The 21,824-nt window shown below is 44.9% G+C and carries 15 protein-coding genes and 1 pseudogene; 9 read left to right on the forward strand and 7 right to left on the reverse strand.

What is annotated here, in order from left to right; all coding sequences use genetic code 11:
- Positions 1-14: 14 nt before the first annotated feature.
- From nuoG to ndhC, 6 genes are all read right to left on the reverse strand, one after another.
- The gene (gene nuoG, locus FHS24_RS11385) at positions 15-3,098 is read right to left on the reverse strand and encodes an NADH-quinone oxidoreductase subunit NuoG (RefSeq protein WP_183621239.1); all 3,084 of its coding nucleotides are present in this window, start codon (positions 3,096-3,098) and stop codon (positions 15-17) included.
- A gap of 10 nt (positions 3,099-3,108) precedes the next feature.
- Complete coding sequence (gene nuoF / locus FHS24_RS11390; RefSeq protein ID WP_183621240.1) at positions 3,109-4,533, reverse strand: NADH-quinone oxidoreductase subunit NuoF; 1,425 nt, start codon at positions 4,531-4,533, stop codon at positions 3,109-3,111.
- Positions 4,530-5,039 (reverse strand): NADH-quinone oxidoreductase subunit NuoE, encoded by a 510-nt coding sequence (gene nuoE / locus FHS24_RS11395; protein WP_183621241.1) that lies wholly within the window; start codon positions 5,037-5,039, stop codon positions 4,530-4,532. Before nuoE ends, nuoF begins: the two co-directional genes overlap by 4 nt.
- Positions 5,040-5,170: 131 nt before the next feature.
- Positions 5,171-6,946: an NADH-quinone oxidoreductase subunit C/D gene (gene nuoC / locus FHS24_RS11400; protein WP_183621242.1), complete on the reverse strand. Its 1,776-nt coding sequence runs from the start codon at positions 6,944-6,946 to the stop codon at positions 5,171-5,173.
- Between the two features lie 178 nt (positions 6,947-7,124).
- Positions 7,125-7,793 (reverse strand): NuoB/complex I 20 kDa subunit family protein, encoded by a 669-nt coding sequence (locus FHS24_RS11405; RefSeq protein ID WP_149489627.1) that lies wholly within the window; start codon positions 7,791-7,793, stop codon positions 7,125-7,127.
- A gap of 121 nt (positions 7,794-7,914) precedes the next feature.
- On the reverse strand, positions 7,915-8,538 hold the full coding sequence (gene ndhC, locus FHS24_RS11410; RefSeq protein ID WP_183621243.1) for an NADH-quinone oxidoreductase subunit A: 624 nt from the start codon (positions 8,536-8,538) through the stop codon (positions 7,915-7,917).
- A 936-nt stretch (positions 8,539-9,474) separates the two neighbouring features.
- On the opposite strand from ndhC, the gene FHS24_RS11415 reads away from it, so the two are divergent.
- From FHS24_RS11415 to argB, 6 genes and pseudogenes are all read left to right on the forward strand, one after another.
- Positions 9,475-11,508 (forward strand): UvrD-helicase domain-containing protein, encoded by a 2,034-nt coding sequence (locus FHS24_RS11415; RefSeq protein WP_149489625.1) that lies wholly within the window; start codon positions 9,475-9,477, stop codon positions 11,506-11,508.
- Between the two features lie 97 nt (positions 11,509-11,605).
- On the forward strand, positions 11,606-13,009 hold the full coding sequence (mgtE, locus tag FHS24_RS11420; RefSeq protein WP_183621244.1) for a magnesium transporter: 1,404 nt from the start codon (positions 11,606-11,608) through the stop codon (positions 13,007-13,009).
- A 161-nt stretch (positions 13,010-13,170) separates the two neighbouring features.
- The gene (gene dut, locus FHS24_RS11425) at positions 13,171-13,635 is read left to right on the forward strand and encodes a dUTP diphosphatase (RefSeq protein WP_079691063.1); all 465 of its coding nucleotides are present in this window, start codon (positions 13,171-13,173) and stop codon (positions 13,633-13,635) included.
- A gap of 93 nt (positions 13,636-13,728) precedes the next feature.
- Positions 13,729-13,905, forward strand: a pseudogene (locus FHS24_RS12485) (hypothetical protein); the annotation flags it as partial.
- 101 nt (positions 13,906-14,006) lie between these two features.
- The gene (locus tag FHS24_RS11430) at positions 14,007-15,296 is read left to right on the forward strand and encodes a phosphohexomutase domain-containing protein (protein ID WP_227671807.1); all 1,290 of its coding nucleotides are present in this window, start codon (positions 14,007-14,009) and stop codon (positions 15,294-15,296) included.
- A gap of 116 nt (positions 15,297-15,412) precedes the next feature.
- The gene (gene argB / locus FHS24_RS11435) at positions 15,413-16,324 is read left to right on the forward strand and encodes an acetylglutamate kinase (protein WP_183621245.1); all 912 of its coding nucleotides are present in this window, start codon (positions 15,413-15,415) and stop codon (positions 16,322-16,324) included.
- A 77-nt stretch (positions 16,325-16,401) separates the two neighbouring features.
- On the opposite strand, the gene FHS24_RS11440 is transcribed toward argB, so the two are convergent.
- Positions 16,402-16,755, reverse strand: a complete 354-nt coding sequence (locus tag FHS24_RS11440; RefSeq protein ID WP_183621246.1) for a Spx/MgsR family RNA polymerase-binding regulatory protein — start codon at positions 16,753-16,755, stop codon at positions 16,402-16,404.
- Positions 16,756-16,981: 226 nt separating this feature from the next.
- Between FHS24_RS11440 and leuS the strand changes: the two genes are divergently transcribed.
- From leuS to FHS24_RS11455, 3 genes are all read left to right on the forward strand, one after another.
- On the forward strand, positions 16,982-19,681 hold the full coding sequence (gene leuS, locus FHS24_RS11445; RefSeq protein WP_183621247.1) for a leucine--tRNA ligase: 2,700 nt from the start codon (positions 16,982-16,984) through the stop codon (positions 19,679-19,681).
- Positions 19,682-19,794: 113 nt separating this feature from the next.
- Positions 19,795-20,454: an LPS-assembly lipoprotein LptE gene (locus FHS24_RS11450; protein WP_183621248.1), complete on the forward strand. Its 660-nt coding sequence runs from the start codon at positions 19,795-19,797 to the stop codon at positions 20,452-20,454.
- A gap of 132 nt (positions 20,455-20,586) precedes the next feature.
- Positions 20,587-21,678, forward strand: a complete 1,092-nt coding sequence (locus FHS24_RS11455) for a DNA polymerase III subunit delta (RefSeq protein WP_183621249.1) — start codon at positions 20,587-20,589, stop codon at positions 21,676-21,678.
- Positions 21,679-21,824 lie beyond the last annotated feature (146 nt).

Raw genomic sequence — 21,824 nt, forward strand, 5'->3', positions numbered from 1 at the left:
GGGTAACTTGCATATTACAGCTCCTGTGTGGTGGTCGGCGCGCTGCTTACTTGTGTTGCGCGGTTATTGGTATTGGCTGTTAAAGCATTATCAGTCGCCATGCTGCCCATCATCGTCACCGGCGCATCAACTTTACGTACCGATGCAGGCATTGACGGATGAATGATATCTACCTGCCCAACTGGATAACCGATACAACCTTCGGCTAAATAACCAACGAGCTCAACGGGTAAGGTGATTTGCTGCTTATCAATCTCAATCGCCAGATAATCACCCGCTGCAAGACCCCAGTCTTTGGCATCGTCAATACCAACGCGCCATGTGGCTAGCGGTAATTGCTCAGCAACGACGGGGCTACGTGATGCCATCATAGAGCTGGCATAAAGGTTGTAAATCGGTACCAGTTTCGCTTGTCCTTGCTGCATATCCGTAGTCGTCACCGAAGTAACTTCTGGCGCAACATATTGACGCGTGGCTAGGCGCTCTAATTGATCAAACAGACGCGCACCTGGATCACCATTTTTGAGGCTACCACCGACTTTATCTTGGTATTTATTCCATGCTTGCGGTGAGTTCCAACCTGCCGCACTGGCAAAAGGAATCATCGAGCTTGGCGTTTGCTTACCGCTATAGCCTTCCATTGAGAAGGTTAAACCGGTATCCAAATCTTTTGGCTGCATTGGCTCATGCACAGAGACAGGCGCACGCATAGAAGTACGACCAGAGTAACGACGCGGCTGACGGGCAATTTTTAGACCGGTCATACGGTAATCGGCATCCGGAGCAGCGCCTTTAATACCAACAAGCTTAGGATGAGTAGCAACCAAGGCATTGATGACATCATCAAGCTGTGTCCAATCGACATCACGACCTTCTAAACTGCTATGGACGGCATGTAACCAACGCCAGCCTTCTTTGATACTGCTCAGCGGATGATAGTATTCGTTATCATAAACTTGGAAGAAGCGCTGTGCGCGACCTTCAGCAGAGATAAGCGTACCGTCCGCTTCCGCAAAGCTGGCGGCTGGCAATACAATATCGACATCTTTATGCCAATCAAGCAGCTGATGATCAAGTGCGATGACAGTTTTGTCAGTCAATAACTGGGTTAATTTATGCGCATCAATGGCATCAGTCAACTGGTTTTCAGCGACTATCACCACATCAAAGTCAGTCGCTAATAACTCTTCGACGGATTGACCGCCAAGCATACAGACACCAATGCTATTGGCATCAGGAACCGCCAAATAAATACCGGCTTGCGCATGGTATTGTTTATTAACTTCTTTTAGCTCAAGTTTGGTTGCCGGTTTGCGCTCTACATCGTCTTGCGCTTCTGTATCAACGCCGGTTTCAGGTTTGTTCGGCTTAGCGGATAAGTCTTTGTCTTCGCTCTGCTGAGCGGTTGCTGCTTGTGCTTCGGCGGCTGCAACCTTAGCGTTATGTTCCTCAACCTGCTGCTGCTCAGTCGCTTTAATCGCTGCGCGCTTTTGGCTCAATGCTTGAGCAATTTGTGCTGCTGCTTCTATTAAAGCAGTCGATGATAAACTGCTACCAGAGACAACCAACGGCTTATCGGCTTGAATCAAGTCATAAGCAATTTGCTGTGCCAATGCTTGCATAGCATCAACATTAGCATCGTCATCGCTATCTGACGTTGGTTCCGCGATTTCTGCTAAATCATCAGCAAAATCAGCAATCGCATCAGCGACTTTAAAGCCAAGCTTAGTAATATCTTCAGGTGTCGCAACAACACTGACTTTACTGATATCTTCTAGCTTAGTTTGGATAACATCGATGACATATACCGGGCTTTGTACGCCTTGACCAATACGTTTGACTGGCTCGGCCAACCACGATTGCGTTTTGGTCGCAGCAGCCATTTTAATGGCTTCATTTTTTGCTGCTTGACGAATCGACAGCGCCACACGTGATGAGGTTTGGGTGATGTCTTCACCTAGCACCAATACGGCATCATGGCTTTCAATATCAGCCATACCCGGGTTATAAATACCCTCAGTGCTCAATACTTCAATACATTTATTGACCAATGCTTGCTGCTGATGGTTAAGACCGGTTGAAAAGTTATCAAAACCGACCATATTTTTTAAGGCAAAGTTGGTTTCAAGGCTCGCACGTGGTGAGCCAATACCGATGACTTTTTTGTCTTTAATACGTTTGATGGTTTCATCAAGCGCATAATCGATATTGATTTTGACATGCTTGTCATTGATACGTTCAAGCGCCTGCGTTGGACGGTCTTCACGATTGACATAGCCATACCCAAAGCGACCACGGTCACATAGGAAGTAACGGTTTACTTCACCGTTATAGCGGTTTTCGATACGGCGCAATTCACCATAACGCTCGCCCGGAGAGATGTTACAACCGGCAGAGCAACCATGACAGATGCTTGGCGCATACTGCATGTCCCATTTACGGTTATAACGCTCAGAATGAGTTTTATCAGTAAATACACCGGTTGGGCACACTTCGGTTAAGTTACCTGAAAACTCGCTTTCAAACTGACCATCTTTATCACGACCAAAATAAACGCGCTCGTTTGAGCCATAAACGCCCAAATCTTCGCCACCCGCATAGTCTTTGTAAAAACGGACGCAGCGATAGCAAGCGATACAGCGGTTCATTTCATGAGCAATAAACGGACCAAGCTCTTGATTGTGATGGGTGCGCTTAGTAAAACGATAGCGACGACGGCTATGACCCGACATATAGGTCATGTCTTGCAAATGACAATGTCCGCCTTCTTCACAGGTTGGACAGTCATGCGGATGATTAACCATCAACAGCTCAACCATCGACTTACGGAACGCTTTGGCTTCGTCATCAGTGACTGATATGTACATATCATCGCCTGGAGCGACCATACATGACATCACGAGGCGACCGCGACCCGCTTCCATATCTTCTTTAGACTGATATTGCTTAACCGCGCACTGACGGCAAGAGCCGACTGAACCTAAGGCTGGGTGATAACAAAAATACGGCACATCAATGCCGAGTGATAAGCATGCTTGTAGCAAGTTATCAGCGCTATCTACTTCGACAGTGGTTCCATCAATATGTATGACTGCCATGCCGCTCTCCTTATTTCACTTCTGGCTGTTGATTGGCTGCAGCCTCAATGACATCTTCACCAACCGCCTGCGCAATTTTTTGATCAAACTCAGGACGGAAATATTTAATAGCACTCATCAATGGTTCCATCGCACCCGGCGCATGGGCACAAAAAGTTTTGCCGATCCATAAGTCACGAGTCAACTCTTCTAACTTCTCAACGTCACCGATTTGACCTTGACCGTCGTTAATGGCAGTCAATATTTTCACGCCCCACGGTAGACCATCACGGCATGGCGTACACCAACCGCATGATTCACGTTGGAAGAAAATCTCAAGGTTACGCAATAATGGCACCATATCTTGCTCTTCATCGACGACCATAATTAGCCCAGTACCCATACGACTACCGGCTTTTTGAATGGCATCAAAATCTACGACGGTATCTAAATGGTCAGCGGTTAAAAAGTCTGTTGATGCGCCGCCCGGTAGCCATGCTTTGAGCTTTTTACCTTCCTGCATACCGCCAGCGAAATCTTCGATAATTTCACGCGCCGTATAACCAAATGGCAGCTCCCACAGACCGGGATCATTGACCAGACCTGAACAACCAAATAGCTTGGTACCTGGGGTTTCGACCACGCCTTTGGCTTTTGGTAAGTCTTGATACCATTTGCTACCATGCAAAATAATCGCCGAAACGTTATGCAAAGTTTCAACGTTATTGACTACAGTTGGACGTCCCCATGCACCCGCTACTTGTGGAAATGGCGGCTTAGTACGCGGATTGGCACGGCGACCTTCTAGGCAGTTAATCAAAGCGGTTTCTTCACCGCAAATATAACGACCAGCGCCAGTATGGACGTGCAAATCAAAGCTAAAGTCAGACCCTAAGATATTGTCGCCGACCAAGTTATTAGCACGAAGTTCTTCAAGCGCTGTATTTAAACGCTCTGCTGCTAAAATATATTCACCGCGAATAAAGATATAACCGGCTGTTGCACCGATGGCGTAAGCAGAGATGAGCATACCTTCGATAAGCTGTAGCGGCAGACGCTCCATCAGCAAACGGTCTTTAAAAGTACCCGGCTCCATCTCATCGGCATTACAGACGAGATAACGTGGACCGCCATCGGGTGGTGCCATCAGCGACCATTTGATACCCGCTGGGAAACCTGCACCGCCACGACCTTTTACCACGGCTTCTTTAATGGTATTCAAAGTATCGTCTGGCGATTGGTTTAAAGCCATTTTTAGCGCTTCAAAACCACGTAGCGATTCATAAGTAGCCAAATCTAATACCGCATCGTGATGTGCGAGGCGCCATGTAAGCGGCTTGGTTTCGCTGGTAGCGGTCGCTTTATCGCCATAAACAGGAATGCGCTGGTCATTTAATTGGCTTGGCGCTTTGCCTCGACCGCGACGAGCAATCTGCTCTGAAATTGTTAAACTCATGCGTATAGCTCCAACAATTGGGCGACTTCAGTGGGCTGGACAGGACCATAGGTATCTTCATTAATCAATACAGAAGGACCTTTGTCACAGTTACCCAAACAGCAAATCGGCAATAGCGTAAAGCGGTTATCAGCGGTAGTCTGACCATAGTCGATGCCCAACTGCGCTTTTAATTCAGCGGCAAGTGCTTCGTAACCGGTTAGATAACAAGCCACCGAATCACAAATAAGGATGACATTGCGACCGACTGGCTGACGATAGATACGGTTAAAAAAGGTTGCCACCCCATCCATATCGGTCATTGGCACATTTAGAATGTTGGCAATGGCATTGACTTGTGCATCATCGACCCAGCCATTACGCTTTTGCACGATTTTTAGCGCATCTAAAGACGCGGCCCGTGGATGGGGATAATGATGCATAAACTCGTGGATAGCTGCAATTTCTTCAGCGGTTAAAATACTTGCCACATCTACTTTTGGCATTTTATCGGAAACAATTCTCATAATCTTTTTCTTTCCTCACTCAGCCCACTGTTAAGGTTGCGCTTATGGCGCAATGACAGCGTTTTGGTGTGCCAGTTTGGCGATAACATGTTAATGAACGTGTATTACTTTTAATACTTAACATCTAATATTTAGCGGTCACAATCGGCCATTACAATATCAATCGACGCCAAATACATAATGGCATCAGAGACCAATGAGCCATTAATAACCGATGGCATCTGCTGCAGGTGTGCAAATGTCGGGGTACGAATACGGGTACGGTAGCTCATCGTCGCTTTATCTGAGGTGATGTAGTAACTGTTTAGACCTTTGGTGGCTTCTACAATCGTGGTGCACTCACCCGCTGGCATCACCGGACCCCAAGAGACGGAGATAAAGTGGTTAATCAAAGTTTCGATGTCATTCAAGGTACGGTCTTTTGGCGGTGGTACGGCCAATGGATGATCTGCCTTATAAGGACCTTGCGGCATATTATCCATACATTGACGGATGATACGTAACGACTGGCGCATCTCTTCGACTTTCACCATACAGCGATCATAAGCATCGCCGTTATATCCGACTGGAACTTCAAAGTCGTAGTTCTCGTAGCCCATATACGGACGCGCTTTACGCAAATCAAAATCTAAACCTGTTGCACGTAAACCTGCGCCAGTGACGCCCCACGCCAATGCTTGTTTAGTATTATATTGCGCAACGCCTTGGGTACGACCTTTAAGCACACTGTTTTGAAGTGCTGCTTTAACATACTCATCCAAGCGTTTTGGCATCCAGTCTAGGAACTCGCGAACCAAACGCTGCCAGCCGCGCGGTAAATCGTGCGCTGTACCGCCGATACGGAACCATGCTGGGTGCATACGATAGCCAGTCACGGCTTCGATGACGTCATAGGCTTTTTGGCGATCGGTAAACATATAGAATACCGGCGTCATACCTCCGGCATCCTGAATAAAGGTACCGACGAACAGCAAGTTATTAGTAATACGGAAAAATTCACTCATCATCACGCGGATGGTTTCAGCGCGCGGCGGAATGGTGATTCCTGCTAGCTTCTCAACCGACATGATATACGGTAACTCATTCATTACGCCGCCGAGATAGTCAATACGGTCGGTATAAGGAATAAAAGAATGCCATGTTTGACGCTCAGCCATCTTTTCGGCGCCGCGATGGTGATAGCCAATATCAGGGATACAATCGACGACTTCTTCGCCATCAAGCTGAAGTACCAAACGGAAAGCACCGTGAGCCGATGGATGGTTAGGACCGATGTTCAAGAACATAAAGTCTTCGTCACGACCCGAGCGTTTCATGCCCCACTCTTCAGGGACAAAGCGCAGGTTTTCTTGCTCGTATTGTTGTTTGGCGGTATTCAAGAAATACGGGGTAAATTCAGTCGCCCGCGCATGATATTCTTTACGCAGTGGATGACCTTCCCAGTATTTTGGCAATAAGATACGCGTCAAATGAGGATGGCCACTAAAGACAATACCGAACATATCCCACACTTCACGCTCATACCAATTGGCATTTGGCCAAATCTTGGTGGCGCTCGGTACATTCAGATCATCTTCGCTTAGCGCGACTTTGATACGCACATCGCTATTACGCTCAAGCGACATCAAATGATAAAACACCGTAAAATCGCTGTCAGGCAGACCTTGGCGATGTTGGCGCAGGCGCTCATCTATCGCTGATAAGTCAAATAGCATGACATAAGGTTTTGGCAATTTACGCAGGTATAAGAGAATATCCAGCAAATCAGCACGCGCCACCCAAACCGTTGGAATCTCATCAACAGTGTGCTGCACGACAAACTTACCAGCATACTTCTGCTCAAGCTCAGTGATAACTGCTGGAACAGGCTTAATCTTAGGATCTATGTTTTCGACTACCGTGACCATGAATGATGTATTCCTTCATTAATCATAATTGAGCTATGTTAAACATAACCGAACTATGATGAATATATGCGTACTGAGCACTTTTACGGATTATGAATAATTGAGCCAAACGGGCAAATAAAATGCTTTTCGCTTAAATATTTTATACCTAAGTCTTGTTTGGCTACATGCTCGCTGATTAAATACTATCTGGGCTACGTAAGTTTTTCACAGCGATACGATCTGCTTGCTTACGGTCACGTTCAGGCGTCATTTGTGGCTGGTAGATACCTTGCTCATTGACATGAATACCCAGCGGACGACGCTCTTTAGTAATCGATTCTTGCAGCAGCATCAAACCTTGAATCAACGCTTCTGGACGCGGTGGACAACCAGGTACATAGACATCGACAGGAATGATTTTATCCACGCCTTGCACCACTGAATAGATGTCATACATGCCACCCGAGTTGGCACAAGCACCCATCGAGATGACCCATTTTGGCTCAAGCATTTGCTCATATAGACGCTGAATAACCGGTGCCATTTTGACAAAGCAGGTACCAGCAACAATCATCACGTCCGCCTGACGGGGCGAGGCGCGAATAACTTCGGCACCAAAACGTGATAAATCGTGAACCGCAGTTAGGGTAGTTGCATATTCGACATAACAGCATGAGGTACCAAAGTTAAATGGCCATAGTGAGTGCTTGCGCCCCCAGTTTGCTGTTGAATGGACGAGGTCTTCGAGACGACCCATAAAGACATTTTTATTGACTTCGTCTTCGAGAGGATCATTGACCGTTTGGCTAGTCTGCGCAGGATAGACATCTGCATCAGGGTTGGCTTTTGTTAATGTGTATTTCATAACATACAACCTTTATTTTAAGCGCCACGTGGCAATCAGATTGCCATTACGAGCGCCATAACTTCTATTATTAATAAGTGACCATGCTGGAATAAGGCTAAAGTAAGACAGCTAAAAGCAATTAGCGTTCGACACTACCCTTTTGTGCAGACGTGGCAAAATCCACAGAGGTAATATTACCTGTGGTATTAATATGATCGATATTCTGTAAATGACGACGGTTGGTCTCAATGTTGTTCGAGACATTAATCTGTCCTGAAGACTGCGCCGGTATTTTACCCGTCGGATCAACCATCAGCTCATCAACTCCATCAAACTTGGTGATGTCTGCCAAATTGAAACCTGCCGGAGCGGCATGTAAGCGAGGTTGCTTACGGCGTTTATCGGCTGGTGCCCAGTTCATCGCGCCCAGACTGAGCTCGTATACTAAGCCAATAATCAAGATGGTGATAAATATCGCGGCAGCGGCAAAGCCAAGCCAGCCAGCCTCACGAACGGAAACCGCATAGGCATATAGATACAGCGCTTCTAAATCAAAAATAACGAAGAAGATTGCCACCAAATAGAATTTGGCAGACAAACGAATGCGGGCGTTGCCAGCTCCGACAACACCCGCTTCAAATATCTCTTCTTTTTGTGAGCCCTGAGAGCGACCGCCAAGTAAGCGCGGAACGACCAGCATAAATACAACTAGCCCAATGGCGGCTAAAATAAAAGCGATTGCTGACCAATTAAAAGCAGACATGATAATACGTGCTCCTCACCCAATCGAGTGTCAAACGCACCGCAAATACTCACAAACAATGGTGGTAATGGCGACAGGCATAACGCAGACGAAAACACAAAGTAACTGTCATTGAGTCACTTTATTTGAGTAAATTTGTCTAAATAACTCAGTGATTAGGATAAATCAATGGCTATTATAGCTACTGTGCTGGTAACAACCAATTATCAAGCTTATTGACGACGATGTCAGACGTGACCAACTATAGATGTTCCGCTCTGTACACGGATAAAAAGGCTGGTCGCCCAACGCATCTTGTAACAACGTAAGATCAACGTATTAAATCAATATCATATCCGGTGTTTACTTAATTGATTTAATAGCTCATTACACGTAGTCAACAATGACGTGACAACTGGCATAAATTATTTACGTACTATACGCATATCGGCAATCAAAAGCTAGTTTTTAACTGCATTGAACGGTCATTTTCTCTGCAAAAAAAAGATGTTTTTTTTACTATGAACTATGCTATAGACGTTACCTTATATTAAGCCCAAATCCATATTTCCGAAAAGAAGCTGGTATATATAGTGTAAGTCACGAAATCCAAACGCTTTTTTACTAAGCACTCATCCCTCAACTCCTCACCCAAAGATAGGCTTTTTGCTTTATAATGACCCACCGAATTCCATGGTAGTATCGACAGCTATTTTAATGACGGCACTGATGATTAATTGTCACAAAATATTAACTGCTATGAGCTAAATTAACAGACGGATTGAATAACCCTATCGACGCCATGTTTTGATATCGAGATGAGGCAACAAGTCATCACGCTATTTTGCGCTATCAATTTGCTTAATGCGTGCAGTATTGATTGAAAATAGCTGCTCTTAATATCGAAGCTCACCTCCTTTTACTTATTTTTTTTGCTTTTGTCTTACAGGTCACCTTATGAGTCAACTTAATCCCAAACAACAAGAAGCGATGCTCTACGTATCTGGTCCATTGCTTGTGCTAGCAGGTGCTGGCTCCGGTAAGACGTCGGTGATTACCCGTAAGATTGCCTATCTAATCGAAGAATGCAACATGCCAGCTGAGCGTATCACAGCGGTGACATTTACTAATAAAGCGGCGCGTGAGATGAAAGCCCGTGTCAGTAAATTGCTGCCGAGTGAAAAAACCCGCGGTCTGACGGTGTCGACCTTTCACCAATTTGGGCTACAGTTTTTACGTTATGAGTTGATACATACCCCACTCAAAGGCAACTTCTCCATCATGGACAGCGATGACAGCAAACGTTTGCTAATGGAGCTGATGATGCGTGACAACTTAAGTGGCGCGGAAAGTCGTGAGCTGGTCGGCAAAGCGATAAAAATGATTTCTGATTGGAAAAACGATCTGATTGAGCCTGATAAGGCGATGGAAACCTTAGACGATCCAGAAGATATGATTTTTGCTACCCTTTATGCTTTATATGAGCGTAACCTGCGAGCTTATAACGCCGTTGATTTTGATGATTTGATTGTACTCCCAACCAAAATCTTGCGTGAAAATAGAGAGCTGCGCGATAAATGGCAAAACCGTATCCGCTACTTACTGGTCGATGAGTATCAAGATACCAATACCGCGCAATATGAGATGATTAAATATCTGGTCGGACCACAAGGACGCTTTACTGTCGTTGGTGATGACGACCAATCAATCTATGCTTGGCGCGGCGCAAAACCTGAAAATATGGCGCTACTTAAAGAAGATTTTCCAAAGCTTAAAATCGTCATGCTTGAGCAAAACTATCGTTCAACCACGCGTATCTTGACCTCTGCCAACGCCGTTATTACTAATAACGAGCATTTATTTGAAAAGAAACTCTGGTCAGATAAAGGTCAAGGCGAAAAAATCCGCATTATTAATTGCCGTAATGACGATGATGAATCAGAGCGCGTTGCAAAAGAAATCGTCACCCATAAACTGCGTTTTGGTAATGAGTGGGAGCAATATGCGGTCCTCTATCGCAGTAACTTTCAGGCACGCATGCTAGAGGCACAATTGCGTCAGCTGCAAGTCCCTTATAAGTTGTCGGGCGGTCAATCGTTCTTTGCCCGTAGTGAAATTAAAGACATCATGGGTTATTTGCGTTTAATTCTTAACCCTGAAGATGACAGTGCATTTTTACGGATTATCAATACGCCGAAGCGCGGGATGGGACCGGCAACGCTTGAAAAGCTTGGCCTGTTTTCACAAGAGCATAGCATCTCGTTATTGGCGTCTTGTACCCATGCCGGTCTGGCTCACGTCCTGCCGTCAAAAGCATATGGTACCTTAAAAGAATTTGGTGACTTTATTGGCCACTATACCCGTGAGCTCGATCAGCATCCCGATCCCGTGCCTATCGTCCGTCAAATGATTGACGAGACCGGTTATATTGACTTCGTTCGTGGCGACTCAAAAACGCCGCAGCAAGAAAAAAATCGTATCGATAATATCGATATGCTCTATACCAGTATTCAATCGCTGATAAATCGCGCCGAAGAAGATGAAGACCGCACCATTGATACCATCATTCGTAAACTGGTTTTGCTTGATATGCTCGAGCAGCAGCAAGAAGAAGAAAACACCAATAAAGTTAATCTCATGACCTTACATGCGGCAAAAGGTTTGGAGTTTGATTTCGTTTATATTATGGGACTAGAGGAAGAAATGCTACCGCACCGCAACTCTATCCTGAGCGAGACGGTCGAAGAAGAGCGGCGCTTAATGTATGTAGGCATTACCCGTGCCCGTCGTGAGCTGACATTGACCCTTGCCACTCAGCGCCGCGCGGGTGGACAAATGCGCGTGACGTCTGAATCCAGATTCTTAGATGAGTTGCCAGAAGAGCATATCGATTGGCCTGCAAAAGCCAAAAAGAAAAAGGCTAGCAAAGACCCTGAAAAAGTTGCTGATGAATACTTGGCCAATATTCGTGCTTTACTAGGTAATCGTTAAGCCTAGCACTTAGAAAAGCCGCTCATGCTTACCGCGCTTAAAATAAGCGTTAAGCTTAACTTTTTATATTACTACCTTTTGAAAACTTGGAACTTTTATGCCCACCTCGACGCCGAATCCTGAACGACCATTGACACGACAAGGCGACTATAATCCGGCAGAGTCGAGCGGCGAATATAAGCTTCTGTATTTGCAAGGTTTGGTTGCTGATAAAGCGTACGAGGCGATTACTGAGTTTTTAGAAAAGCAGTCAGAATATGAGATTGCCAGCTTACTAGAATCATTTCCTAGCCAAAACCGCTTATTGATTTGGGCGCAGGTGCCAGAAGATATCAAAGGTGAAGTGCTTGCGGAGCTGGAGTTTGATACACGCCAGCCGCTGTTAGAAAACGTCTCCTCAAAAGAGATATCACTATTTACCCAAGACCTTGACGCACAAGATATCTCTGAGATTTTAGATACTGTTACCGAAAGCGTGCGTACCTCGGTGATGGCGACTTTGGATGAAGACATTCGCATTCAGGTCAATAAGCTTGATACCTATGCCGACTGGGAAGTCGGTAGTTATATGGATCCCGATCTCATTCAGATCAGGGACGATATCACCCTTGCAGAAGTACAAAGCTGGCTGCGAGAAAATGCCGATTTGCTCGATGATGAAAGCCAAGAACTGTTGGTCGTTGACCAAAGCCAGCAATTACTCGGGCTACTCAGTCTGGTCGATTTGATTAAACATGACCAACGTACCCTAGTATCTGCTTTGATTGACGCAGCTATCACCATTAATGACCGCTTAGATATTCAAGATGCGGCAGCGATTTTCCGTTCAGAAGACATTCGCTTTGCCCCCGTGATTAACAGTCATGGCGAGCTGGTCGGTCAGTTAAATGGTGAAGATATCATGGAGATTATCCAAGATGATGTTGATAGCACCATGAAGAACCTTGCCGGTGTCAGCCAAGATGAGGAGCTGTTTGCGCCTATTTTGACCAGCGCCAAAAGCCGTAGTATTTGGCTCGGTATCAATTTATGCACCGCGCTCTTAGCCGCCGCAGTAATTGGCCAGTTTGAAGCGGTACTGGCAAAAGTCGTGGCGCTAGCAATACTGATGCCCGTGGTTGCCAGTATGGGCGGGATTGCAGGCTCGCAGACGCTGACCGTGGTCATTCGCGGTATGGCGATGGGTCAAATTGGTGGTTCCAACCGCTTATGGCTGCTCAATAAAGAGCTGTGGGTTGGCGCGATAAACGGTATCATATGGGCAATAATCATGGCGTTTATTGCTCAATTGTGGTTTCATGATATTAAAATCAGTGCTGTCATTGGCCTTGCTATCGCGATTAACATGACTGCCGCCAACGTTTCAGGCATCAGTATTCCGCTGATGCTAAAACGTATGAATATTGATCCGGCGTTGTCTGCCTCTGTTATCCTCACCACGGTAACGGACATTGTCGGCTTTATGTCGTTTTTGGGCTTGGCAAGTTTACTGATTCTTTAATAAATCACCTATAAAAAGTTAAAAACTAAAAGTTAGAAATCAGCAGCTATTTATAATAAAAATAGTTGTTGTTGAGCATTTAAAAACTAAAATTTAAAAATCAGGGCATGCCCTAGATTCATTCTGTTGATAAAACCATTAAATCGTTAAGTGAGTGTGCTATGCAAGCTGTACAAGTTAAAGTATTAAACCCTAAAATCACTGAAGATAAAGCGTTTTCCCTACCGACACGCGCAACCGATGGCAGTGCAGGTATTGATTTGCGCGCTTGTATTGACGAGCCTTTGACGATTAAAGCCGGTGCGACGCATTTGATTGGTACTGGACTTGCGGTTTATATTCAAGACCCTAACTTTGCTGGCATGATTTTACCGCGCTCAGGGCTTGGTCATAAGCACGGTATTGTCTTGGGCAATCTGGTTGGCTTGATTGATGCCGATTATCAAGGTGAGCTGATGGTCAGTATTTGGAATCGCAGTAATGAAGATTTTGTATTAAATCCCGCCGAGCGTATGGCGCAATATGTGGTTGTCCCTGTTGCCCGCCCTGAATTTGAAGTCGTGACAGAGTTTAGCGATACCAGTGCGCGCGGTGCTGGTGGATTTGGGCATTCGGGTCGTCAGTAATAGCGATTTTAAACTAATTATCAGCTACATACCTAACGCTCTTGGGCTATTTTTTAATCATAATATTAATCACGACAATAAGGAGAGTAAGCGATGCCATCTTTTGCTGCGCAGCAATCCTTATTTCGTGCTTATGATATTCGTGGGTCGCGCCAGCATTTTACTGATGGCTTCATTCATGCATTAGGGCACGCTTTTGCTCATCTTTATCAAGTTCAGCAAAAAACTAATAACAAACACAATAGCCAACGCGCTAATAAAAAAACCATTGTTGTCATTGGTTATGATGTGCGCTGCGGTAGCGATACCATTGCGCAGACATTCAAGCGCTATATCAGCAGCTGGCTAGCTACAATACGCAACATCCATTTTTGGACAGCGTTACTAAGCCCATCTTTCATAAACAACAGCATTTACCTACTAAGCGAGTTGCCAGCGCTTATATCGAAGCCATTACGCAAGTTTTTAAGAAAATCTATCAGCATAATTGTCAAAAAAATAATCAGAACGCAGAAGATAGCCAATTACCCTTCTCTAAACTTGATTTGGTGGTGGTCATTGACTGTATGCACGGCGCGACTAGCAATATCGCCAAGCCTTTATTTGAACGTTTTTGCCAGCAGGTCATCATACTTAATGATACGCCAGACGGTGATTTTCCTGCCGGCAATCCTGATCCGACTGAGCCGCAGCGTCTTAAGCAGTTACAGCAAAGCGTGCTTCTGCATCAGGCAGATATAGGTATCGCCTTTGATGGTGATGGCGATCGGTTAATGGTGGTCGATAATAAAGGCAAGGTCGTCACACCTGACCACCTTCTTTATCTGTTGGCAACAGTAGCGGTCAATGATCGCCCTCAAACGCTAACGGCTTCGCTAGCAAGCCCTCAAGTCCTCTTTGATATTAAATGCTGTCATCATTTACCAAAGCTCATTACTGAACTTGGCGCAACCCCTGTGATTAGCGAAACAGGCAGCAGCCTAATGCGGCAAAAAATACAGCATTCTGATGGTCAAATTATCTTTGCCGGTGAATTATCTGGTCATTTTATTTTTAATGATAGCCACTTTATTCCTTATGATGATGCCATGTATGCTGCATTAAGACTGCTACATTGGCTGGCAAAACTACAACTAGCTAATCCAGGTTGCACTACAAACCTAGCTGATATTATTGATGGCTTACCGATTATCGTTAGTACAGCTGACCATTATCTACCGCTGCCAGAAACGCTTGTAAGTAACTGCTCAATCGTGCAGCAACTGACAAGATTCTGTCAGTACTTACAGCAATTGGTCGATGCGGCGGCGATAAGACCAACAGCAACAGCTGTATCTACCACACAGCTTAACCCGCTATCCATCGTTGCTTGTGCGCCCTCATTTTGTACTTGTTCGGCTAAAAGCCAATATATAACTTTAGAGCAGGCGCAAGCGTTATTACCAGTGGGCACTAAGCTTAGCTGTATCGATGGGGTACGCTTGGATTTCGCCCACGGATTTGGCGTATTAAGACAATCAAACACCAGTCAAAATCTGACCGTTCGCTTCGCTGGTGATAGCATCGACGACCTTATCGATATTCAAACAAGGTTTGCCGCTTTATGCCGCCCATTTAACGAGCATTTAGCCACGCAAATTTTGGCTATTGTTGCTGAATAAATGTTATTTAACTGATTTTTTACCATTTATTTTATTAAAGAATGCCTTATTAGAGAACGCCGGAAAAAATAGAAATACTCAATCAACCGCTTAACCCTATCTTTTAGGAGCTTGTCATGACGCTTAATTTGGATGAAGCTAAAATTACCGCAGAAGTATTAACCACGGCGCTGCCTTATATCCAACGCTTTGTTGATAAATTAATCGTGGTTAAATACGGCGGCAATGCCATGACCGACCCTGCACTTGAAAGCTCATTTGCCCGCGATATCGTCCTGCTCAAAACTGTTGGTATGCATCCCGTGGTCGTACATGGCGGTGGTCCACAAGTGGATAATTTATTAAAAGAGCTTGGACGTCAATCTGATCGTATCGATGGTATGCGCGTGACTGATAAAAGCACGATGGATATCGTTGAGATGGTACTAGGTGGTAGCGTTAATAAATCTATCGTTAGCTTAATCAACAAGCACGGTGGCCGCGCGATTGGTCTAACCGGTAAAGATGCCAATTTAATCCTAGCCAAGAAATTAATGATGGAAAAAATTGGCGCAGACGGTATTGCTGTGCCCGTCGATTTAGGCTTTGTCGGGGACGTAGTGAGCGTCAATAAAGACGTGATTAACATGCTGATTGCCTCTGACTTTATTCCCGTCATCGCCCCGCTTGGCGTTGATGAAGAAGGCAATACTTATAATATCAATGCCGACTTGGTCGCCGGTAAAGTCGCCGAATTCTTGCAGGCAGAGAAACTCATGCTACTCACCAATATCAAAGGAGTATTAGGACGTGATGGCGAGGTAGTCACTGGTTTGACGCCAAAGACTGTGGACAGCTTAATTGAAGATGGTACGATTTCAGGCGGCATGATTCCTAAAATTCAGTGTGCACTCGATGCGGTCCGTAGCGGCGTAAAAAGTGCCGTTATCGTCGATGGTCGTGTACCGCATGCGACCCTATTGGAGATTTTCACCAACGAAGGCGTTGGTACACTAATCAGTCGCGACTTGGACTTACTGTCAAACTAGACGCTGTAATAATTGGTTAAAAAAAGCCCGAGCTTGCTATTTAAGCTTGGGCTTCTTAATTCACAAGATAGCTTTCTTTAAGTAAAATTTGTATCGAACTCAGCTTCATCATAACCGCACAGCAAGACTGACTGACCCTCTACAATCGGACGCTTAATCATACTAGTATTTTCAGTAAGTAAGTCAATGGCTTTATCCACATCGCTATCCGCCGCTTGCTTTTGAGCATCTTCTAGCTTGCGCCATGTCGTGCCGCGCTTATTCAATACTTTAGCTATCCCCAACTCCTTTACCCAGCGCTGAATGCTATCTTTGTCGATACCTTGTTTTTTATAATCATGAAAGTTATAGCTGACACCCAAATCATCAAGCTTGGTAAAAGCTTTTTTCATGGTACTACAAGATTTGATACCGTAAATGGTGATGGTCATAAAAACTCCTCTTCAATGAATGTTACTGTTTATTATACTCAAATAATGTCTGAAACTAGCGCATGTCGAATGTAGCTATCGGCAAGCGGCGAATATAAGCCGAAAAGCTATTAGGCAATCAATGAAAGGCGGCATCATATCGTCGCAATTTTCGCTAAATTACGCTATGCTATGGCATTAGAAAATTTCACCCCATTTATTTGTAATAACCGATTCCGAGCCAACTATGAGCAACGCCGTGACAGCAGAAACTGCTAATACAAACCATACTAATAATACTTCTATCGACAATAGCCAATATCAGCCGCAACTTATTGAAGCTGCGCAGCAAGCCAAATGGGCAACGGACAAGCGCTTTGAAGTAAGCAATGAGCCAAGTGATAAGCCAAGCCGCTATATGCTGTCTATGTTCCCGTACCCAAGCGGCAAGCTGCATATGGGTCATGTGCGTAACTATACCATCTCTGATGTACTGAGCCGTTATTATCGTCTCAAAGGCTATGAAGTCATGCAGCCAATGGGATGGGATGGTTTTGGCTTGCCAGCAGAAAACGCCGCGATTGCCAATCAGACGCCGCCTGCCAAGTGGACGTTTGAGAACATTGACAGTATGCGTGCCCAGCTAAAATTGCTTGGCTTGTCTATTGATTGGTCACGTGAATTTGCCACGTGTAGCCCTGAATATTATCAGTGGGAACAGTGGTTATTTTTACAGTTATATAAAAAAGGTTTGGTCTATAAAAAGCTTGCGACCGTCAACTGGGATCCGATTGACAATACTGTCTTAGCCAATGAGCAAGTCATCGATGGTAAAGGCTGGCGTAGTGGCGCGATGGTCGAAAAGCGTGACATTCCGATGTATTATTTTAACATCACTGATTATGCTGATGAGCTGCTTGATGATTTGGATCAGCTAGAGGGTCACTGGCCATCTGAGGTGATCACTATGCAGCGCAATTGGATTGGTCGTAGCTCAGGTATGGAAGTGCATTTCCCTTATGAGCTAGCTGGTCAAAGCAATAGCTTAGACGTCTTTACCACTCGCCCTGATACTTTGATGGGTGTCACTTATGTTGCAGTTGCCGCAGAGCACCCGCTAGCCCAATATGCCTCTGAGAACAATAAAGCGATTGCAGATTTTTGCGCCCTTTGTAAAAAAGGTTCAGTCGCTGAAGCCGATCTTGCTAAAGCGGAAAAAATCGGTATGGATACTGGTCTTACCGTCACTCACCCATTAACTGGCGAAGAAGTGCCAGTATGGGTTGCCAACTATGTACTTATGAGCTATGGCTCAGGTGCGGTCATGGCAGTACCAGCCCACGATGAGCGCGACTATGAGTTTGCTACTAAGTACAGCCTGCCTATCAAACAAGTGATTGAGATTCCTGCAGGCTATTTCGATGATGTAGAAGAAAATGATGACAATCGTGCTTATACCGAACGCAATACTCTAGTCAACTCAGGTGAGTTTGATGGCATGGATTTTGAGCAAGCGTTTGAAGCGATGCTTGCTAAGCTTGAACCACAATCTCTTGCTAAGAAAAAAATCCAGTACCGTCTACGTGATTGGGGCGTTTCGCGCCAGCGCTATTGGGGCTGCCCTATCCCAATGGTCAACTGTGAGCATTGCGGTACTGTGCCGGTTGAAGAACAAGATTTACCCGTTGTCTTACCAACTGACGTCGTCCCTGACGGTCGCGGCAATCCGTTAAAAAACATCCCAGAATTTGTCAATACGACTTGTCCTAAATGTGGTAATCCTGCTGAACGCGAAACCGATACCTTTGATACCTTTGTAGAATCAAGCTGGTACTATGCGCGCTTTGCCAGCCCGAATGATACGACCAATATGGTCAACAAGTCGGCGGCGAATAAATGGTTGCCAGTCGACCAATATATCGGCGGTGTAGAGCATGCCGTGATGCATCTGCTATATGCACGCTTCTTCCATAAGCTGATGCGTGATGAAAACTTGGTATCAGGTGATGAGCCCTTTGCCAATTTGATGACCCAAGGTATGGTACTTGCGGGTACGTTCTACCGCGTTAATCCTGATGGCAGCACCACTTATTACTTCACCAAAGACATCGATATTGACTATAACGAGCGTGGTCAGCCAATCAAAGCCATTTTAAAATCAGATGGTCAGCCAGTGACGATTGGCAAAATCGAAAAAATGTCTAAGTCAAAAAATAATGGCGTTGATCCACAGATAACCATCGATAAATATGGCGCGGATACCGTTCGTCTTTATACGCTATTTACCGCTCCTGCTGACCAGACACTAGAATGGTCAGATGATGCGCTGAAAGGTCCTTATAACTTTGTTAGAAAAGTATGGCGCATTGCTTCTGAGCATATCCAAGCGTTAACCGATGCCAATTTAAGTCTTGAGCAGTTAAATAATGAAGCATTGAATACGGATAACTTAAGCAAAGAAGCTAAAGCCTTACGCCGTAAGACGCATGAAACTATCGGTAAAATTGATAGTGACTTGGGTAAACGCCTAGCACTAAACACTCCTGTTTCTAGCCTGATGGAACTAGCTAATGAGCTAAGTAACTTTAAAGCTAGCAGTGAGCAAGATCTGCAAGTACAGCATGAAGCATTGATTGATTTATTGATTATCCTATCGGTATACGCGCCGCACATTGGTGAGCATTTGCTTGAGCAATTAGGAGTGGATACCGTCACCCTGAGCTACCCAGAAGTCGATGCAAGCGCTTTAGTGCAAGATATGATTACTATGATAGTGCAGGTTAACGGTAAAATGCGCGGTAAAATGGATGTAGCACCCAATAGCGATCCTGAACAGCTAAAAGCGCAAGCAAAAGAGCTTGAAGGCGTGGCAAAATTCCTTACAGGCGAGATTAAAAAAGAAATTGTCGTACCGAATAAACTGGTTAATATTGTGGTTGCAGGTTAGGGATAATTAAACGCGAATATCTTAGGTTTTCTTATCACAATAAGAATAGCGATTATGGCGGATAAGCACTGTACTATGCCGTCATATCAAACAACATGTAAGGAAAAAAGCACATGCCTAATAAGTCGAATAGACAGAAACTAGCGACCGCATTACTTGCATCTTTGCCAATGCTTGCCATAGTGGGTGCGACTGTTAGTCTCAGTGGTTGCGGCTTTCAGCTACGCGGCTATGATGCGCCCATGCTGTTTGATGTCGCTAAAACAGCAATAATTATCGAAGACAATCGCACCTCATTTCCATTGAAGTTACCACTCACAAAACGTCTACAGGCATTGGGCGTTGATGTGATTGATAATATGACCTTGGCGGATGTTGCCAGTAATAACCAAAAAGTAGGTGCAGAAACCATCGCAGCGATTACGGTTAACAACGTCCGTTTTAAGCGTTATGAGTTGGTCGGTGTATTAACAGAGATTCGCTTGGTCATGTCAGCTGATGTCAGTTATCAAAGCGTAGAGGATGGCAAGCCTGTGACGCTCACTAACCCTATCCAAGTTGAGCGTAGCTATCAGTATAATGAGGCATCAGTGAGTACCGATGACCAACAGGGTGATCAAATTCGCGATTGGCTCTATGACAGCTTGGCGCGCCGTATCACTGACCAATATGTGGCAATTGCGCTGCCTAAGATTGCCCCTAATAGCGTCAAGCCAGCTACGCAAAATGGCAAAGGTTCAGCATCTACTGCTGTTATCGTACCGAGTTCTTAATGTTACTATTTTTTCATTTTTAAAAATTAAGTTTTTAAAGACACTTTTATTGAAGCTGCCTTTATTTAAAGTACTTTTTTAAACGAAGGCAGCTTTACTCTTATATTCATAACCTTGTGTCCTTCTTCGTCTATGCAAGATACTTTTATACAAGCTTATCCAAAACTACTACAGCCCTCCGTTGCAGTAGCAGGCTTGTGGCTGGCACACGGTGATGAGCCATTACTCAGTCAATGGCTCATCGATGCGCTGCGTCCGCATTGGCGCGCGCAGAACTATGCTATTAAACGCATCGAGCTAGTATCAGTTAAAAGCTGGCAAGAAGTGTTGTCAGAGCTTGGCAGTCAGTCTTTATTCGATGATGCGAGTGCGCTCATTGTCACAGGCAACCATAAACCTGATAAAGCGGTTATCGCCGAGCTAGAACGTTTTGCCGTTGATGCACAAACAGGGGCGCATAGCCATAGCTTGTTGTGGCTCACGCCAAAGCAAGACAAACGTGCCCAAACTAGCAAATGGTTTGCGCCATTTGCGCAATATGGTCATGTCATCGATTGTAATTTGTATAACGAGCAGCAACGTCAGCAGTTATTGCAGATACAAGCTCAGCAGTTTGGCTTAACATTGTCGCAAGAAGCTTGGCAGCTGCTGATGTCGCATACCGAACATCATCTGCTCAGTGCTTATCAAACCTTATGGCGGTTATCCTATTTATTTGCGCCACAATTGATGGCAATTAATGACAGTGATAATAATAGTCATAGTACTAATTTTGACAATAATTCTAGCCAGCCTCTGACAAACGTGGCATTAGATATTAATGATCTACAAGCAGCATTGGTCAGCGATGCCCAGTTTAGCGTGTTTGATTTGTCCGATGCGATGCTTGCTGGCAATAGCGCCCAAGTTGCTAAAATTATATTTCAACTTAAAGCTACTGATGAACCAACAACCTTGGTTTTATGGGCAATTAGTAAAGACATGCGGCAGATTATGCAATTAATGGACGGACAAGACCCGCAAGCGCTTGGCATTTGGCGTAGCAAGCAAGGCTTATATCAGCAAGCCTGCCGCCGCCAATCAAAAGCACAAACTGCTGCATGGCCAGCTTTGCTTTATAAATGTGACCAATCAATTAAAGGCTTGGTTCGCCAGCCAGCGTGGGAGTTATTATTGCAAGCAGCGCTTGAGCTATCAGGGCAGCGTTTGTTTAAGACGCCATAAATCATTAACGATAAAACATTGCGCTTTCTTATTTTTAACCCTGTATTGGGTTATTTTTTTGTCTGCAATTTAGCATTTATTACCGTCGCTATTTCTTCTCTTAACGTTTCGCAAACTAATTGCCATTCCCTTTTGTCCATCAAGCC

This window comes from Psychrobacter luti (assembly GCF_014192115.1).
GTDB lineage: Bacteria > Pseudomonadota > Gammaproteobacteria > Pseudomonadales > Moraxellaceae > Psychrobacter > Psychrobacter luti.

Excerpts from the sequence above, each read along its gene's own strand:
- nuoG (WP_183621239.1), bottom strand. The coding sequence starts at position 3,098 with ATGGCAGTCATACATATTGATGGAACCACTGTCGAAGTAGATAGCGCT.
- nuoF (WP_183621240.1), bottom strand. The coding sequence starts at position 4,533 with ATGAGTTTAACAATTTCAGAGCAGATTGCTCGTCGCGGTCGAGGCAAA.
- nuoE (WP_183621241.1), bottom strand. The coding sequence starts at position 5,039 with ATGAGAATTGTTTCCGATAAAATGCCAAAAGTAGATGTGGCAAGTATT.
- nuoC (WP_183621242.1), bottom strand. The coding sequence starts at position 6,946 with ATGGTCACGGTAGTCGAAAACATAGATCCTAAGATTAAGCCTGTTCCA.
- FHS24_RS11405 (WP_149489627.1), bottom strand. The coding sequence starts at position 7,793 with ATGAAATACACATTAACAAAAGCCAACCCTGATGCAGATGTCTATCCT.
- ndhC (WP_183621243.1), bottom strand. The coding sequence starts at position 8,538 with ATGTCTGCTTTTAATTGGTCAGCAATCGCTTTTATTTTAGCCGCCATT.
- FHS24_RS11415 (WP_149489625.1), top strand. The coding sequence starts at position 9,475 with ATGAGTCAACTTAATCCCAAACAACAAGAAGCGATGCTCTACGTATCT.
- mgtE (WP_183621244.1), top strand. The coding sequence starts at position 11,606 with ATGCCCACCTCGACGCCGAATCCTGAACGACCATTGACACGACAAGGC.
- dut (WP_079691063.1), top strand. The coding sequence starts at position 13,171 with ATGCAAGCTGTACAAGTTAAAGTATTAAACCCTAAAATCACTGAAGAT.
- argB (WP_183621245.1), top strand. The coding sequence starts at position 15,413 with ATGACGCTTAATTTGGATGAAGCTAAAATTACCGCAGAAGTATTAACC.
- FHS24_RS11440 (WP_183621246.1), bottom strand. The coding sequence starts at position 16,755 with ATGACCATCACCATTTACGGTATCAAATCTTGTAGTACCATGAAAAAA.
- leuS (WP_183621247.1), top strand. The coding sequence starts at position 16,982 with ATGAGCAACGCCGTGACAGCAGAAACTGCTAATACAAACCATACTAAT.
- FHS24_RS11450 (WP_183621248.1), top strand. The coding sequence starts at position 19,795 with ATGCCTAATAAGTCGAATAGACAGAAACTAGCGACCGCATTACTTGCA.
- FHS24_RS11455 (WP_183621249.1), top strand. The coding sequence starts at position 20,587 with ATGCAAGATACTTTTATACAAGCTTATCCAAAACTACTACAGCCCTCC.